12 protein-coding genes are annotated in these 17,491 nt (G+C 73.0%); 1 reads left to right on the top strand and 11 read right to left on the bottom strand.

Annotated elements, in window-relative coordinates:
* A complete protein-coding gene (locus ACN9MS_RS03430) occupies positions 1–1,338 on the top strand; it encodes a hypothetical protein (RefSeq protein WP_426310737.1) in 1,338 nt (445 codons plus the stop codon).
* A 40-nt stretch (positions 1,339–1,378) separates the two neighbouring features.
* Here the strand turns inward: ACN9MS_RS03430 and ACN9MS_RS03425 are convergent, their stop codons facing one another.
* The 11 genes from ACN9MS_RS03425 to gdhA all read right to left on the bottom strand — a co-directional run bounded on the left by ACN9MS_RS03425 (position 1,379) and on the right by gdhA (position 17,426).
* A complete protein-coding gene (locus ACN9MS_RS03425) occupies positions 1,379–1,813 on the bottom strand; it encodes a histidine kinase (protein WP_426310736.1) in 435 nt (144 codons plus the stop codon).
* Between the two features lie 169 nt (positions 1,814–1,982).
* On the bottom strand, positions 1,983–6,743 hold the full coding sequence (locus ACN9MS_RS03420; protein WP_426310735.1) for an ExeM/NucH family extracellular endonuclease: 4,761 nt from the start codon (positions 6,741–6,743) through the stop codon (positions 1,983–1,985).
* Between the two features lie 297 nt (positions 6,744–7,040).
* The gene (locus ACN9MS_RS03415) at positions 7,041–7,412 is read right to left on the bottom strand and encodes a sterol carrier family protein (protein WP_426310734.1); all 372 of its coding nucleotides are present in this window, start codon (positions 7,410–7,412) and stop codon (positions 7,041–7,043) included.
* 30 nt (positions 7,413–7,442) lie between these two features.
* Complete coding sequence (locus ACN9MS_RS03410) at positions 7,443–9,026, bottom strand: RNB domain-containing ribonuclease (RefSeq protein ID WP_426310733.1); 1,584 nt, start codon at positions 9,024–9,026, stop codon at positions 7,443–7,445.
* 218 nt (positions 9,027–9,244) lie between these two features.
* Positions 9,245–10,129, bottom strand: coding sequence for an ABC transporter ATP-binding protein (locus ACN9MS_RS03405; protein WP_426310732.1), 885 nt, complete (start codon positions 10,127–10,129; stop codon positions 9,245–9,247).
* Positions 10,126–11,055: an ABC transporter ATP-binding protein gene (locus tag ACN9MS_RS03400; protein WP_426310731.1), complete on the bottom strand. Its 930-nt coding sequence runs from the start codon at positions 11,053–11,055 to the stop codon at positions 10,126–10,128. Before ACN9MS_RS03400 ends, ACN9MS_RS03405 begins: the two co-directional genes overlap by 4 nt.
* Entirely contained in the window at positions 11,052–12,218 is a 1,167-nt protein-coding gene (locus tag ACN9MS_RS03395) for an ABC transporter permease (protein ID WP_426310730.1), read from the bottom strand. The genes ACN9MS_RS03400 and ACN9MS_RS03395 overlap by 4 nt, the downstream gene beginning before the upstream one ends.
* Positions 12,211–13,209 carry an ABC transporter permease gene (locus tag ACN9MS_RS03390; protein WP_047231353.1) on the bottom strand — a complete coding sequence of 333 codons (999 nt, stop codon included), beginning with the start codon at positions 13,207–13,209 and terminating at the stop codon, positions 12,211–12,213. The genes ACN9MS_RS03395 and ACN9MS_RS03390 overlap by 8 nt, the downstream gene beginning before the upstream one ends.
* A 46-nt stretch (positions 13,210–13,255) precedes the next feature.
* Positions 13,256–14,938 carry an ABC transporter substrate-binding protein gene (locus ACN9MS_RS03385; protein WP_426310729.1) on the bottom strand — a complete coding sequence of 561 codons (1,683 nt, stop codon included), beginning with the start codon at positions 14,936–14,938 and terminating at the stop codon, positions 13,256–13,258.
* Positions 14,939–15,208: 270 nt separating this feature from the next.
* Positions 15,209–16,006, bottom strand: a complete 798-nt coding sequence (locus ACN9MS_RS03380) for a copper homeostasis protein CutC (RefSeq protein WP_426310728.1) — start codon at positions 16,004–16,006, stop codon at positions 15,209–15,211.
* 82 nt (positions 16,007–16,088) lie between these two features.
* Complete coding sequence (gene gdhA, locus ACN9MS_RS03375; protein WP_426310727.1) at positions 16,089–17,426, bottom strand: NADP-specific glutamate dehydrogenase; 1,338 nt, start codon at positions 17,424–17,426, stop codon at positions 16,089–16,091.
* Between the last annotated feature and the right edge of the window lie 65 nt (positions 17,427–17,491).

The raw sequence follows: 17,491 nt of genomic DNA, 5'->3' as shown, positions 1-17,491 counted from the left end.
GTGGACCCCTCCCGCGTCGACCGCTCCGCCCAGGACCGAGACGACCGTGCCCGCGACGACCGTGCCCGCGGCGACCGGCCGCGGCACCGCCGCGAGCGGGCGGCCTACCGGTTCGTGGAGGTCCGCGCCGCCGCGGGGCCGTCTCGTCTCGACGGCCTCACGGCGGGCGGCGGGGCGTTCCTCGTCGGCACGGTCCTGGGCTTCCTCGTCCTCCTCGGGCTCGGGCTCGTCGGCGGCGAGCTGGTCTCCGGCGGGAGGTACGAGGCCGACGAGGTCCTGCGCTCGACGCTGGGCTGGTGGGTCCTGACCCTCGCGGTCGCGGTGCCGCTCTTCGTGCCGGCGCACACCGCGGCGACGCTCGCGGTCACCCGCGCCCTGCTGAGCGAGGGCCGGCCCCGCACCGACGTCCCGCCGCACTCGGTGCGGAAGCGCGTGGCGGAGTCGAGCCCGGCGGGGGCGCTCGCCGGGCTCACCTGGACCTACCTCGTGCTCGCGCTCGTCGCCGGGGCGGTCGGGCTCTTCGCGATGGACCGTGACGACGCCGTGCGCACCCCGACCGTCGTGGTCTCCGCGGTCGTCGGGGTGGTGACCGCGGTCGGCCTGCTGCTCCTGCGCGGGCTGCGCGCGCGTTGGTCCGCCTGGCAGGACGTCGTGCGCACGACGTGGGGGCCCAACGAGGTGCGCTTCGCCGAGGAGGCCGAGCGTCGGCGGCGCGCAGCGCTCGGGCCGTCCGCGCCCGCGCGACCCGACGGGCGGGTCGCGCTCCGGAACGACCGGGTGGCCGCCGTGCTGGGCGGCGCCGGCGTGGTCGGCATCGTCCTGTTCCTCATCGGCCTGTGGATGCGGCACCCGCGCAAGTTCGGACCGGACCGGCACTTCGGTCCGGTGGGCGAGGTGTCGATCGACGTCCTCGTCGGCGTGGGCGGTGCGCTGGTCGGGGCGGCGCTGCTCCTCGGCGCGGTGTGGCTCCTGCTCCCGGTGTCACGACAGGGCGGGCGGCGCCGGGCGGGGCTCGCGCTCCTGCGCTCCACCGAGCCGTCCGCGCCGCCCGCCGACGACGTCGTCCGGGAGCTCCTGTCCCCGTGGTCGGCGTCCACGACGGTCGCCCTCGTGCTCCTGGCCGGCTCCGGGATGCTCGCGCCCTCCGTCCTGGCCGGCCTCGCGGGGGGCGGCGTCGCGCTCCTGGTCGACGGGGTGCCGTTCGCCGCCACGGCGGCGGCCCTGGTCGCCGTGACCCTCGCGGCGCAGTGCGTCGTGGTGGTCGGCGTGACCCGGGCGGCACGGTACCGCGCCCTGGTGCGCGAGCGCTGGCACGTGGGCGACGACGGACCCGGCTGACGCCTGACCCGACCCCGGCACGTGGCCCGACGAGGTCGGGTCAGCGGCGCCCTCGCAGGCTCCTTCGGTCGGCGAGGACGGCCCACAGGCCCGCGACGGCGGCGCCGAGCGCGGCGCACGTGACGACGATGACGGTGAAGTACACGCCCGGCTTGAAGACCGGGTCGGCGGCGGGCGACTGCAGCCAGGCGCCGCCGATCCCGAGTCCGAGCACCGTGCCCAGCAGCACGCCGACGGTGAAGAACGCCCCGTAACGCGGCGCGCGGCGAACGGTCGCGGGGTCCACGACCGACTCGATCTCGACCTCGTCCGACGCCTCGCCGGACGTCTCGGTGGACGCCGCCGGCACCGCCTCACGCACGGTGTCGGGCGCGGTGTCGGATGCCGCGTCGGGAGCGCTGTCGGTCGCGATGTCCGGCGCGGTGGACCGGTCGGGGGCGTCGCCGTCGGGCGCGGGGGACTGCTCGGAGCTCACGACCACGACCCTACCCGCGGTTGCTGGGAGCTCCGCGCGCCCCGGGGAGCGTGACGGGCGACCCGGACGTCGCGCCCGCACGCACCGCGACCCGGGCCCGTCGGACGGGACCCGGGTCGCGGGACGCGGCGCCGCCTCGTCGGCGGCGCCGCACGGCGTCAGCGAGGCGTCAGCCGCAGCTCTGGCCCTCGAACGGGACCTCGTACTCCTGCGTCACGCCGTCGAGCGTGGCGGTGAGGGTCACCGTCCCACCCTCGACCGACGCGGCCCGGGTGTTGAACGACTGGTACGCGTTCTTGCCCGGCTGGACGCTCGGGAACCGCTTGGAGCCGTACGGCGTCTCGACGACGACCTCGACCGGGACGTCCTCGCCGTTGGTCGCACGGACCGCGACGTGGACGAACTTGCCCATGCAGCGGGCGGAGGCCTCGAGGTTCTCGAGCACCACCGTCGGCGTCGCGGCCTCGACCGTGACCGGGATCCGGGCGGTCGTGCCGCTCGACCTGGCCACGACCCAGAGGTCGTACTCCCCCGCGGCGGCGTCGGCCGGGACCGTCGCCGTCAGCGTGGCCGCCCCACCCGTCACCGTGGCGGTGCCCGCCGGGGTGCCCGGGTTCGCCGGGTCGAACGTGGCGTCCGCGGCGACGAGGTACCCGTCCACCGACGTGTTGGCCGGCGACCCCAGCGACGTGAGGTTCAGGCCCGAGAGCCCGACGCTCACCTCGGAGCCCGCGGCCACCGGGCCGGGGAGCTCGTCGACCACCACGCGCGAGCGGTCGAACGACGGCGACACCGGCGAGCTCTGCTGCAGGTACGCGATCCACGCGTCCCGGTCGACCAGACCGGAGTCGCGCGGGTCGGTGCCGTCCGTGAACACCCGGAAGTTGTCGCCACCGGTCGCGAGGAAGGAGAACGTCGCCACGCGGTACTCGCCCGCGAGGTCGATCGGCTCCCCGTCGATCGTGACCGACGAGACGTTGCTCCCCGGGGTCGCGTTCGGGTCGGCGGTCTCCGCCGTCCACGACACGTTGTCCGAGAGCCCGAGCGCCAGGTACGGACGCGACGGGCGCGTGCCGTCCGCGTTCGTCTGCCACTGCTGCTCGAGCATCTCGACGACCTGCTCGCCCGTGAGGGTCACGGTCCACAGGTTGTTGACGAACGGCAGCACCGCGTTGGCCTCGGCGTAGGTGATGACGCCGTCGCCGTTGTGGAAGAGCTCGTTGCGGAGCCCGCCCGGGTTGACGACGCCGATGTCCGCACCGCCGCGTGCCGGGTCGGACAGGGTGGCGAGGAGCGAGTCGGCGACGAGGTTGCCCAGCGTCGACTCGGAGGCGCGGTCGTCGCGACCCGTGGTCGGCAGCGGTCCCGAACCGACGTACGTGCCGCCGGGACCGGTGTAGGAGCCGCCGGAGAACGCCGTCGTGATGTCCGCCGTGACCTCGCCCACCGGCTGCGCGCCGATGACCTCGGCCTGCTTGAGCGCGGCGTCGACGATGGTCTTGACCTCCGCGACCCGCGGGTACGTCGCGACGAGCGTCGCGTCGTCCGTCGTCGTGCGCGCGACGTTCTGCGCCGTGTACGCCGTGACCTCGTGGGTCGTGGTGTCCACGGTGAGCGACACGTGCCCGATGAACTCGCCGTAGTTGCCGGTCTGGACGATCGGGCGGGTCTTGCCCTCGACGCCCGGGACGGGCGCGTCCCACGCGTACTGCTTGTGGGTGTGGCCCGTGAAGATCGCCGCGACGCGCGCGTCGGTCTCGTTGACGATGTCCGCGAAGGCGCCGCCCGCGGCGACCTCCTCCTCGAGCGTCGCGCCGTCGGGCGTGCCCGCGGACGCGCCCTCGTGGACGAGGCCCACGACCACGTCGGCCTCGCCGTTCGCCGGGTCGCCGTCCTGGAGCTGGGCCGTGACGCGGTTGAGCGCCTCGACCGGGTCGCCGAAGTCGAGGTCCGCGATGCCCGACGGCGTGACGAGCGTCGGGGTCTCCTCGGTGACGACGCCGACGAAGCCGACGTCGAGACCGTCGATCTCGACGACCTGGTACTCGGGCAGGGCCGGGTTGGTCGTGCCCTTGTCGTAGACGTTCGCGCCCAGGTAGGCCCAGTCGGCCTCGTCGCTCACGCGACCGGTGAGGTCCGCGAAGCCCTGGTCGAACTCGTGGTTGCCGACGGCGGACGCCGCCAGGTCGAGCGCGTTCAGCACGTCGATCGTCGGCTGGTCCTCCTGGAGCGCCGACGCGAACAGCGACGCGCCGATGTTGTCGCCCGCGGAGACGAAGGCCGTCCCGTCGGGGTTCGCCGCGCGCAGCTGCTCGATCGTGCCCGCGAACTTCACGGTGTTGGCGTCGATGCGACCGTGGAAGTCGTTGATCGCCAGCAGGTCGAGCTGCGTGGTGCCCGGCACGGCGTCGCCGAGCTGGAGGCCGACGAGCACCGGGTCGTGGTCGGAGGACCGGAACGGCGTCGTGTCGTAGAGGATCGACGCGTTGTAGTTGTACCGGCTGTACTCGTTGGCGATGGGCTCGACGGAGTTGATGTTCCACACGTCCGTGCCGGTGACGGCGCTCGCCGCGCCGGCCGAGGCGAAGACGTGGTCGAGCGACCCGACGTACCCGTCGAACAGGTACGTGTGCTCACCGGTCGTCTCACCGAGGTCCGTGTAGCCCGCGTCCTTGAGGACCTCGAGCGGGTCCTCCTGGGAGTACGAGTTGAAGTCGCCCGCGAGCAGGACCTTGTCCGTGCCCGCGTCCGCCGCGACGTCCTCGGCGAAGCCGACGAGCGCCGTCGCCTGCGCGACGCGCGACGCGTTGAAGGCGCCCTGGCCGTCGCCCGAGTCCTCGTCGCCGGGCAGCACGGGCGTGCCGGAGCCCTTCGACTTGAGGTGGTTCGCGACGACGAGCACGTCGTCGCTCGCGGCGTCGTCACCCTCGGAGACCCCGCCGACCGGCTGGAACACCTGCGCGAGCGGCTCGCGCGCGTTGACGAACGCCGGGTCGTCGAGCAGGATCCGCGAGTCCCCGACCGGCTCGGCCGCGTCCACCTGGTAGATGTACGCGAGCCGGATCACGTCCTCGTCGTCCGGCAGTGCGGCCGGCGACGGGACGAAAGCCCACTCGTCCCCGCCCGCGGCGTCGTTGAGCGCGTCGACGAGGTCGGAGAGCGCCTGGTCGCGGTCCTTGCCGAACGGCGTCGAGTTCTCGATCTCCATGAGCGCGACCACGTCCGCGTCGAGCGCGTCGATCGCCGCGACGATCTTGGTCTCCTGGCGCTCGAGGTTCTCCGCGTTCGCGGCGCCACGGGCGTCGCACCCACGGTTGACCGTGATGGGGTTGCCCGCGCGGTCCGTGTAGTACGTGCAGCCCGTGAGCTGGTCACCGGTCGTCGTGAAGTAGTTGAGCACGTTGAACGTCGCGACCGACAGGTCGCCCCCGACCTCGGCCGGGGCGTCCTCGCGCGTGTTCGCGAACGTGGCCGGCTGCACCGTGGCGGCGTTCCCGCCGTCACCGGCGGTGAGCTGCGTCAGCGGCTGGAACGTCCAGGCGTCGAACCGGTAGTCGAGGATCACGGGCGTCGTGAAGGACACGCCTGCTCCGACGCGCGCCGGTGCCCCGCCCGTGAGGTACGGGAGCGGGATGCCCTTGTTCGCCGTGTTGTTGAAGTTCGTCGTCGCCCCGTCGTCGAGCACGACGGCCCGCGCCGCGCGGTCCGTGACCGCGGCCGCGGCCTCCGCGCTGCCCGGGCGCCCGGCCGACGTCGGCTGGACGAACGGGTCCGTCCCCGCGGCGAGCAGGAACGAGCCGTAGAAGTTCGTGTCGTAGTTGTCCGCGACGACGTAGTCGCCCGCGGGCTGCACGAGCATGCCCTCGAGCGCCTCGCGCGCGGCGTCGGTCGCGGGGAACGCGACGTTCGCGGGCTTGACCGCCTCGGCCGCCTCGTCGAGGAACGTCCAACCGCCCGCCGCGGGCGTGATCTGGGTCAGCGTGAAGTACTCGGACACCGCGCCCGTGACCTCGACGTGGTCGCCGACCTGCACGGCCGCGGCGCCCGCCTTGGAGTAGACGAAGATCGCGTCCGACGCCGTGTGCGAGGCGTCGAGGTCGCCGCCCGTGCCCTCGGTCTGCAGGTAGAAGCCGTCGTAGCCGCCCGTGGGGTAGGTCGCGGTGACGACGCCGCGCGTCGTGACGGTCTGGCCGACGAGCGGGCTCGCCGCGCCCGTGCCCTGGATCTCGGCGATCGGGACGACCTCACCCGGCTCGGGGCCCGGGCCGCCGCCGTCGTCGCCGCTGTTCTGCGGGGTGACGGTGCTGGAGAGCGTGAAGTCCTTGCTGTTGTCGTCCGTGTCCGCGAAGCCGGTGCGGTTGATCGACGCCGGCACGTTGTTGGCGGACGGTGCCGGGCTCACGGCGGTCTCGAACGTGTTCGACGTCCCGTACCCGACGAGGTCCACGACGTTCGCGGCACCCGCGGCGTTACCTGCGGGCAGCGTGACCGCGGAGGTGGAGCGCACGAGCGCGAGGGTGCCCGTCGTGCCCGACGGGTTGAGGCCACCGGTCGCGTCCGGCGTCGGCAGCGCCGCGCCGGTGGACCCGTTGGAGCCGCCCTGCACGAGGAAGTAGCCGCCAGGTGCGACCGTTCCGGTCAGCGCCGTGACGCCGGTGAAGGCGCCCGTGCCCGTCGCCGAGCGGTACTGGAGCGACATGCCGGAGAGGTCGATCGCCGCCTGCGTGGGGTTGTACAGCTCGACGAACTTGTGGGTGTAGGGGGCATTGGCGCTGCCGCCGCTCAGGTAGGCCTCGTTGATGACGAGGCCCGACCCGTCGGGCGCCGCGCTCGCGGCGGTGGCCGCCGCGACGGAGAGCGGCGCGGCGAGGGCCACGGTCAACGTGCCCGCCACCACCCTCCGTCGCCGCAGGTGCTGGTGGTCGGTCACGCTGACTCCTTCATCTCGTGCGGACGGCCGGGCAGCAGCCGCTCACGTCCACGAGTCGGACGGGTCGACGCCCTGCCTCCGCAGGACATCGCACCCCACCTGGATGAACGGGCGGTTGCTGCCACGTCACCGCCGCGAGAACGTCGCCGCACGTCGTCGTGCAGCGAGCGCCCGCGCGGACGGCGGCCGATCATCATCGGACGCTAGCCCCCCGCGTGCCGCGCCGCCAGACCTGGGGCCGAGAACGTTACGCACCGGTAACACGTCAGGCCGTGCCGTCGCGCCCGGGGCACGACCTCAGCGGGGACGGGCCGCCTGGAGCGGGAGGAGCCACGAGATGTCCGAGCGCTCGCCCGACGCGCGGACACGGCCGTCGGCGACGGCGTCGGCCCACGCGAGCGCGCCGGTCACGAGGCCGAGCCACGTCTGCGGGTCCGTCTCCACGACGTTGGGCGGCGTCCCGCGCGTGTGCCGGGGACCCTCGACCGCCTGCACCGCGCCCGCGGGCGGCACGCGCACCTCCACGGTGTGCCCGGGCGCGACGTCCGCGAGCTCCTCGAGCGTGAACCGCACCGCGGTCGTCACGGCCTTGCGGTCGGCGGGGTCGTCGCGCCACGCCGCCAGGGCGAGGCGGCCGGCGGTCGGGTCGGTACGTCGTCGGGCAGGCACGAGGACCAGCCTAGGTCGCCCCGCGCACCCTCAGCCGACGGTGAACCGGACGCGGCGCTCCGCTACCGACGCCTCGCGCAGCGTCGCCCGGACGGGGTCGCCGAGCGGGAGGTCGGTGCCCTCGGTGCCCTCGACCGGCGCCCGGACCGCGGGGTCGGTGAGCACCACCTGGCCGCGCCGCGCGCCGGACGCGTCGCCGCCCTCCCGCTCGAGGCGACGGCCGCGCTCGCGATCGTCCTCGACGTCGACGACGACGCCGTCGAACTCCTCCCCCTCGCGCCCGCTGAGCAGCGCCGCCTCGACGACGTCGACGATCGCGCGCTCGTACGACCCCGCGCGCTGGCCCGTCCGCGCCATCGTGCGCGGCAGGCCGGGCAGCGCGTCGAGCACCCAGCGCGGCACGTCCTCGCCCGCGCACAGGGCGAGGCAGACCTCCGTGCCGTACCGGTCCACGAGCCGGCGCAACGGTGCCGTCACGTGGGCGTACTCGGCGCCGATCGCGGCGTGCGCGGCGTCGTCGGGCACGCCGGGCTCCTGCCCCGTTCCGCCGAACGCCTCGTACGACGCGCCCCGGAAGAGCGACGTCGCCTCGTTGAGGAAGGCCGCGTGGCGCGGGACGCGCGAGTCGAGGGTCGGCACGAGGTCCGCGTACGCCGTCTCGCGCGGCCAGTCGATGCCGAGGGCGCGAGCGGTGCGGCGCAGGCGCGCGAGGTCGCGCGGGTCGGCCTCGGGCAGCGCGCGGAAGACCCCGACCCCGCCCGCCCGCATGAGGCGCGCCGCCGCGATCCCCGTGAGCAGCGAGATCTGGGCGTTCCACCCCTCTGCGGGGAGGGTCGAGCGGAACGCGAGGCCGAACGTGCCGTCGTCGAGCGGGACGATCTCCTGCTCGGGGACCTCGAGCGACACTCCCCCGCGCTCGCGCTCGCGCGCGCGCCGCAGCTCGCCGACCTCCCGGAGCAGGAGGAGCGCGGCCCCGCCCGCGCCCTCGGACCCGCCCCCGTCGATCGCGGCCTGGGCCTCGTCATAGGTGAGTCGCCGCGTCGACCGCACGACGGCGCGGCGGACCGTCGCGTCGAGGATCTCGCCCCGCGCGTCGAGCACGACGCGCCACGCCGCCGCCGGGCGCACCTGGTCCGGCAGGAGGCTCGCCGCCCCCTCGGAGAGCACCGCGGGGTGGAGCGGGGTGCGGCCGTCGGGTGCGTACAAGGTCGTCCCGCGCTCGTGCACCTCGGCGTCGATCGCCCCGCCCGGCGCGACGAACGCGCCGACGTCCGCGATGGCGTAGTGCACGACGAACGCCGCACCCGCAGGACCTGCCAGGTCGTCCCCGGCGCGCTCGAGGTGGAGCGCCTGGTCGAGGTCCATCGACCCGGGCGGGTCGATCGTCACGAACGGGACGTCACGCAGGTCGACGCGGCCCTCGCCGAGGACGGCGCCACCGTCGCGGACGACGGCCTCCGCCTCGGCGAGCACCGCGGCGGGGAACGAGTCCGGGACCTCCATCTCGCGGCGCAGCGCCGCGAGCGCGCCGGTCACGGTGGCGGCCGGGTCCACGGAGGGCGTCGGCGCAGTGGGCTCGGCGGAGCGGGCGAGGCGCAGATGACGGGCGGGCACGAGCCCGACCCTACCCATCCGCCGCCCGGCCGTCTCCCGCCCGATCGTCCCCGGTCGTCACGACCACCGGGTCGGGACGACGGCGCGCGCGCAGAAGGGCGCGCGGGCCAGGGCCTCCGACAGACCTGGCCCGCGCGACGGGTACGCGCCACCACCGACGCGTACGACGGGAGGCAGCACCCGCCGCCCGGATCGAGCGGGCGACGGGTGCGCCGGTCTCACAGGCCGCGCGTGCCGAACCGGTCGCGGTCGGCGCCCCCGCCCGATCCCGCCGCGGCCGCCGCGAGCTCGCGGCGCACCTCCTCGCGCAGCTTCCCGTGGTTCTGCGGCTCGGGCGCCGCGCCGAGGAGCAGCTTGGTGTAGTCGTGCTGCGGGTCGAGGATCACCTGGTCCGACGGCCCACGCTCGACGACGTTCCCGCGGAACATCACGAGGATCTCGTCGCTGAAGTGCCGCGCGGTCGCGAGGTCGTGCGTGATGTAGAGGACCCCGAGGTTCTCCTCCCGCTGGAGCCGGGCCAGCAGGTTGAGCACCCCGAGCCGGATCGACACGTCGAGCATCGACACCGGCTCGTCGGCCACGAGGAAGCGCGCGCCCGGCGCGAGCGCCCGGGCGATCGCGACGCGCTGGCGCTGTCCGCCCGACATCTCGTGCGGCTGCTTCGCCGCGAACACGGGCGCTGGCGTGAGGTTCACCCGCTCGAGGAGCTCGTGGACCCGCGCGTCGAGCGCCTGGCGTCCGCGGGCGACCTTGTGCAGGCGCAGCGGCCGCTCGAGGTGGTGGGCGACCGTGTGGAACGGGTTGAGCGACGCGAACGGGTCCTGGAACACCATCTGCACGTCGTGCCGGTAGGCGTCCAGGCCGCGACCACGGGTCGCGGACGCCTTGCCGTCCAGCAGGATCTCGCCCGACGTCGGCGTCTCGAGCTGGGCGATCATGCGCGCCACCGTCGACTTGCCCGATCCGGACTCGCCGACGACCGCGATCGTCTTGCCTGGCTCCAGCGTGAACGACACGTCGTTCACCGCGCGCAGCCGCGTGCGGCGCAGCCCCTTGCGGATCGAGAAGTCCTTGACCAGGTTGCGGACCTCGAGGGTGCTCATGCGTGCGGTCCTTCCTGGCTCTCGCCGGTGCCCTCGCCCGTGCGGACGAACGCGCCGCGGTCGCCGGTGAGGCTCGGGAACGAGCCGAGCAGACGACGCGTGTACGGGTGCTGGGCGCCCTCGAAGACCGCCTCCGCCGTGTCGATCTCGACGATCTCGCCGCGGAGCATCACGGCGATGCGGTCGCTGATCTCCAGCAGGAGCGGGAGGTCGTGCGTGATGAACACGACGGCGAACCCGAGCTGCTCGCGCAGCCGCATGATCTCGCGCAGGATCCCGCGCTGGACGACGACGTCGAGCGCCGTCGTCGGCTCGTCCATGATCATGACCTGCGGGTTGAGCGCGAGCGCCATCGCGATCATGACGCGCTGGCGCATGCCGCCCGACAGCTCGTGCGCGTAGCTGTCGAGGCGCAGCGGGTCGACCCCCACGAGCTCGAGGAGCTCCGCGGACCGGGCCGCGCGGTCCTTGCGCGACATCCCCGGCCGGTGGGTCTTGAGGACGTCCCCGAGCTGGTCGCGCACGCTGATGACCGGGTTGAGCGAGTTCATCGCGCCCTGGAACACCATGGAGACCTTGTCCCACCGGAACGCGCGCAGAGCGTCGCCCGAGAGCGCGACGACGTCGACGTCGCCGCCGTCCTGGTCGTGGAACGTCACCGTCCCGGACGTGAGGAGCGCCGGGGGCTTGAGGAGGCGGTTGATCCCGTACGCGAGCGTCGTCTTGCCGCATCCCGACTCGCCCGCGAGGCCGAGGATCTCGCCGCGGTGCAGCGTGAGCGAGACGTCCTTGACGGCGTGGACGACCGGCTCGACCTCGTAGTCGATCGAGACGTGCCGCGCGGTGAGCACCGGCTCCTTGCCGACGAGGTAGGCGGCGTGGCTCTCACTGGTCAGCGGCCCGGCGGCCGTGGTCGTGGCGGTCATGCGCCCACCGTCTCCTTCGCGTCGTCGGCGTCGGTGTCCGTACCGTCAGGGTCGCTGCCGTCGGTGTCGGGGGCGTCCGACCCCGCGCCGTCGGGGTCCGCGTCCGCGGCGAGGCCGGCCTTGCGGGCCTTGCGCACGCTCTTGACCGCGGCCGGGCCCAGCCGCAACCGGGGGTTGATGATCTCGTCGAGGCTGAAGTTGATGAGCGCGAGCCCGCAGCCGAAGAGCGCGATGAGGAGCCCCGGCGGGACGAACCACCACCACATGCCGAGGCTCAGCGCGTTGTTGGCGCTCGCCTGGTTGAGGATCGTGCCCCACGTGATCGAGCCCGACGGACCGAGCCCGAGGAACGACAGCCCCGCCTCGGCGAGGATCGCGAGGAGCACCGCGCCCAGGAACTGCGCCGTGAGGAGCGGCAGGAGGTTGGGGAAGATCTCCACGAGGATGATGCGCGGCGTCTTCTCGCCCGCCACGCGCGCCGCGGACACGTAGTCGCGCGCACGCAGCGACTTCGCCTGCATGCGGAGCACGATCGCCGCACCGGGCCAGGCCGTGAGCCCCAGGATCACCGCGACGATGATGAGGGACCGTGTCTGGAGGTAGGCCGAGATGACGATGATCAGCGGCAGGCCCGGGATCACGAGCATGATGTTCGTGACGAGCGAGAGGGCCTCGTCGGTGAACCGCCCGCGGTAGCCCGCGACGATGCCGAACACGATCGACAGCACGAGCGCGATCGCGCCGGCGACGAGACCCACCATCAGCGAGCCCTGCCCGCCGTACGCGACCTGGGCGAAGATGTCGTTCCCGATGTGGTTGGTGCCGAGCAGGTGCTCGGCGCTCGGCGGCAGGAACCGCGCGTTCGCCGTGGAGCGCGGGTCCTGGGTGAAGAACGGCGCGACGAACGTGAAGAGCAGGATGCCGACCACGAGGACGATCCCCGCGGTGAGCTTGCCGGACCGGCGCGGGAGCATCGCGCGCAGGCCACGGCGGGCGGGCGCGGCCGGGGCGTCCTGGTCGAGCGCCGCGGGGACGTCCCGGACGTCCGGGACGATCCCCTCGGTGGTCGTCGCCGGCGCGAGGCCGTCGACCACGACCGTGGCGGCGGGGGCCGCGTCGGCGGCGGGGGTCACGATCTCCGTGTCGCGGGTGTTGTCAGACATTGGCGCGCGCCCTCGGGTCGATGAATCCGTAGATGATGTCCATGAGGAAGTTCGCCGCGAGCACGGCGAGCGTGATCACGAGGAACGTGCCCTGCATGAGCGCGAAGTCGCTCGCCTGGACCGCGTTGAACAGGAGCTTGCCCAGACCCGGGTAGCTGAAGACCTGCTCCATGACGACCGACCCGGCCACGACGAACCCGAGCGCGACGCCGAACCCGGCGAACGACGGGAGCGCGGCGTTGCGGGTCGCGTAGGTGATCGCCACCCGCATGCGGCGCAGGCCCTTGGCCTCGGCCGTCGTGACGTAGTCCTCGGACAGCGTGGACACCATCATGTTGCGCATCCCGAGCAGCCAGCCGCCCACCGACGACAGCACGATCGTCAGCGCGGGCAGGAACCCGTGGTAGATCACGCTGCCGACGAACGCCCACGACCACTCGGGGCCGTTGTCGAAACCGAAGATGTCGTAGCTGCCGATCCGCGGGAACCACCCGGTCGAGACCGAGAAGACCGAGACGAGGATGAGGGCGAGCCAGAAGTAGGGCACCGCCTGGAGGAGCGTGGACGCGGGGATGATGCTGTCCACCCACGTGCCGCGCTTCCAGCCGGCCCACGCCCCCAGCCCGACACCCAGGACGAACGAGATGATCGTCGCGAGTCCCACGAGCCCGACCGTCCAGGGGAGGGCCTGGCCGATCAGCTCGGTGACGGGCTGGGGGTAGTAGGTGATGGAGATCCCGAGATCTCCCTGGAACAGACGCCCCCAGTAGTCCACGTACTGGTCCCACAGGGAGGCGTCGCCGTCCGCGCCGAAGAGGAGGTCGATGCTGTTCTGCATCTGGGGCGTCAGCTCGCCGCCCTTGCGCAGGAACTTGTCGATGAAGATCTGCTTGGGGTCACCAGGCATGAGCTTCGGGATGAGGAAGTTCAGCGAGACCGCTGCCCAGAGGGTGATCACGTAGAACGTGATCCGTCGTGCGTAGTACCTCATGATGCGTGTTCCTCGTTCCCCGGTCCTCCTCCTCGGCGCGGTCGCATCAGCTCGTCGGCTCGAGCTTCGAGAGCACGACGCCCAGCGAGACCGTGCTCCACGACGGCGGGAAGGCGTAGAGGTCGTCCTCGGTCGGCCAGCCCGTGAAGTCCTTCGTGTCCATGAACGTCTGCGAGGCGTTCACGACCACCGGGATGTAGGGCAGGTCGCGGACGATCTCCTCCTGGATGACCGCGTACTGCTCCTGCTTCGCGGCCTCGTCGTTCGTCGAGGCGGCCGCCTCGACCGCGGCGTCGACCTTCGGGTTGGTGTAGCGCACGTAGTTGAAGAGGCCGGACTCCATGACCTCGCCGACCGGGCGCGTGTAGTCCGTCGTCATCCACTGGCGGTAGATGCTGAACGGGTCGTCGAGCGACGGGCCCGTGATGCCACCGACCATGAGCTGGTAGGTGCCCGCGACGCGCGCGTCCGACATCTCCTGCTGCGTGACCTTGTTGTGGACGATCGCGATGCCGGCTGCCTTCGCCTGCTCGACGAGCAGGTCACCGACCGCGTTGTAGTCGTTCCAGCCGTCGACCGTGATGAGGGTCAGCTCGACCTTCTGGCCGTCCTTCTCGTAGATGCCGTCCGCGCCCTGGGTGTAGCCGGCGTCCTCGAGGACCTTCGACGCCGCCGCGGCGTCGGCCGTCTGCGGGCTCTCCGCCTCGACGTCGGGCGAGATCCAGCGGTCGTCGCGACCGAGCAGCGCGAACGTCGGGGACGCCTCCGCGGCGAGACCGGCGAACGCCTTCTCGTTGATCTCGGTGCGGTCCATCGCGAGGTTGATCGCCTGGCGCACCGCGACGTCGGTCTGCGGGCCGGTGCAGCCGAGGTCGACCGACACGCACGTGTAGATCGTCGTCGGGTCCTGCGGCGTGTTGATCATGCTCAGGCGGCCGTCCGCGGTGATGCGGTCGGGGTCCGCGACGAACATCGCGGTCCAGTCGACCTTGCCGGTGGTCATGAGGTCCTCGGCGCTCTGGTTCGCGTCGATGCCGAGGTAGCGGACCTTCTTGACCTTCGGGGCACCGGCCCAGTAGTCCTCGTTCGCGACGACCGTGTAGGCGGCCTCGGTGACGGCGTCGGCCTTGTACGGGCCGGTGCCGACCGGGTTCTCGTTCGCGAACGTCACGAGGTCGTCGACCTCGGACCAGATGTGCTCCGGCACGACGAGCGACGTGCCGAGGAGCTGGACCTCGGACGTGAACTGCGGCGAGTCGAACGTCCACGTCACGGTGTACGGGTCGACGGCCTCGACCGAGATCACGAAGTCGCGCTGGGCGGCCTCGTTGGTCTGCGAGAAGACCACGTCGTCGGCGTCGAAGTCCTCGCCGTCGGTCCACTTGACGCCCTCGCGGAGCTTCACCGTGAGCTCGGTGCCGTCCTCCGACCACTCGAACGACTCGCCGAGGCGCGGCTCCGGCGGGCCGGCCTGCGCCTTGTTGTAGTAGAAGAGCGGTTCGTAGATCGCGCCGTTGGCCGCGTGCAGCGGGTTCGGCGAGTACGGGTTGAAGTTCGCGACGATCGGCGTCTGCGTCCCGGCCCACACGTTGAGCGTGCGGCCCCCGCTCGCGCCCTCGTCGCCGTCACCGTTGCTGCCGCCACCGGAGCAGCCCGCGGCCAGGAGAGTCACGCCGGTCACGAGCGCAACCGCCGTGAGCAGACGCTTGCGCGCCGTGCTTCGAATCATCATCGGTCCTTTCGCATGGACGACGCGTCCTCGCGTCGTTCGTCGTGGCGCCCTGGGGCGTGTGGCAGGAACACTAACTAATCGATCCTGGGTCGCAGACGAATAGGACAGGAAAGTTACCTAACTGAGACATGGCCGACTGCGGCGGTGCTCGGGAAGGGCGACGGCCGGCCCCCGCGTGGCGGGGACCGGCCGGTCGGGCGACGTCGAGACGTGGCGTCGTCGGCGTCGAGCAGGCGTTCGCGGGCGCCCGCGAGCGGAAGGGTGTCGCTACCGCGCGGCGCGGAGCGCCGCGCTCGCCGCCGCGGCGACCTCGGGGTCCGTGACCTCGTAGCCGGCGTCCCCACCACCCCCGGGACCGGCGTCGTCCGCGACGACGCGCTTCGCGGAGAGGTGCACGGCGTCCACGCCGGCGGCCACGAGCGCGCCGACGTCCCGGGGCTGCACTCCCCCGCCGGCCATGACCTGGACGCGGCGGCCCAGGGGTCCGCGGGCGTGCGCCGACATGGCGCGCAGGCGCTCGACGCCGTCGATGCTGCGGGCGGCGCCACCCGACGTGAGCACGCGCACCACGCCCGCGCCGGCGAGCGCGTCGAGGGCCGCGAGCGGGTCTGCGACGACGTCGACCGCTCGGTGGAACGTCACCTCGCGGCCGTCAGCCGCCTCGACGAGGGCGCGCACGGCGGCGACGTCCACGACGCCGTCCGGGGTCAGCGCGCCGACCACGACGCCCGCCGCACCCGCCGCGACCGCGGCCCGGACGTCGCGGACCTGCACGTCGAGGTCAGCCGCCGAGAGGACGAACCCTCCCGGGCGCGGGCGCACGAGGACGTGCACCTCGACGGCAGGCCCACCGCCCGCGGCGTCGGCGGCGGCCACGACGGCCGCCTCCACGAGGCCGGCGCTCGGCGTGAGCCCGCCCGTCGCGCCCAGGCCGACGCACAGCTCGACCCGCCGGGCGCCCACGGAGGCGGCCACCCGGACGCCCTCCGGGTCCTGCACCGCGAGCTCGAGCACGACGTCGCGGCCCGCGCGCACGGCAGGGCCCTCGGGGTCGGTGGTCGTCACTGCGTTCTCCCGTCGTCCGGTCCGACGGCCGTCACGTCGCGCGGCGTGCGCGACGGCGGCCGTCGGCCAGGGTAGACGACGGTCAGATGACGCCGAGGGCGAGGATCGCGTCGGCGACCTTGGTGAAGCCCGCGACGTTGGCGCCGAGCACGTAGTTGCCGGGCGCGCCGTACTCGTCGGCCGTCTCGACGCACCGGTCGTGGATGCCCGCCATGATCTGCGCGAGCCGCTCCTCCGTGTACTCGAACGACCACGAGTCGCGCGACGCGTTCTGCTGCATCTCGAGCGCCGAGGTCGCGACGCCGCCGGCGTTCGCGGCCTTGCCGGGCGCGAACAGCACGCCCGCCTCCTGGAGGAGCGCGACGGCGGAGGGCGTCGTCGGCATGTTGGCGCCCTCGGCGACCGCGACGACGCCGTTCGCGACGAGCTGCTTGGCCGCACCCTCGTCGAGCTCGTTCTGCGTCGCGCACGGCAGCGCGACGTCGCACGGCACGTCCCAGATGGAGCCGTCGGTGACGACGCGGGCCCCCGGGCGACGGGCCGCGTAGTCGGCGACGCGGCCGCGCTCGACCTCCTTGACCTGGCGCAGCAGGTCGAGGTCGACGCCCGCCTCGTCCACGACGTAGCCGGAGGAGTCGGAGAAGGCGACGACGTTCGCGCCGAGCTGCTGGGCCTTGGCGGTCGCGTAGGTCGCGACGTTGCCCGAGCCCGAGACCACGACGCGCCGACCGTCGAGCTCCTGCCCGCGCGTCTCGAGCATGCTCTGCGCGAAGAGCACGGTGCCGTAGCCCGTCGCCTCGGTGCGCACGAGCGAGCCGCCCCACGAGATCCCCTTGCCCGTGAGGACGCCGGACTCGTAGCGGTTGGTGATCCGCTTGTACTGGCCGAACAGGTAGCCGATCTCGCGGCCGCCCACGCCGATGTCACCGGCCGGGACGTCGGTGTTCTCGCCGATGTGCCGGTACAGCTCGGTCATGAACGACTGGCAGAACCGCATGACCTCGCCGTCGGAGCGGCCGCGCGGGTCGAAGTCCGACCCGCCCTTGCCGCCGCCGATCGGCATACCGGTGAGCGAGTTCTTGAAGATCTGCTCGAAGCCGAGGAACTTGACGATCCCGAGGTAGACCGACGGGTGGAACCGCAGGCCGCCCTTGTACGGGCCGAGCGCCGAGTTGAACTCGACCCGGAAGCCGCGGTTGATCTGCACGCGGCCCGCGTCGTCCACCCACGGGACCCGGAAGATGATCTGGCGCTCGGGCTCGCACACGCGCTCGAGGACGGCCGCCTCGACGTAGCGCGGGTGCTTGCGCAGCACGGGGCCGAGCGAGTCGAAGACCTCGCGCACGGCCTGGTGGAACTCGGCCTCGCCGGGGTTGCGACGCAGGACCTCGTCGTAGACGGACTGCAGTCGGCTGTCCATGGGTACTCCTCGTCTGGGCGGAAACTCCTGCTGACGGTACGCCTGTGCCAGAAGTTCCCGTACCG

It is taken from the genome of Cellulosimicrobium sp. E-16 (assembly GCF_049913115.1).
Classification (GTDB): domain Bacteria; phylum Actinomycetota; class Actinomycetes; order Actinomycetales; family Cellulomonadaceae; genus Cellulosimicrobium.
The sequence above is the reverse complement of the archived record's forward strand: the minus strand, read 5'-3'. Positions and strand labels throughout refer to the sequence as shown.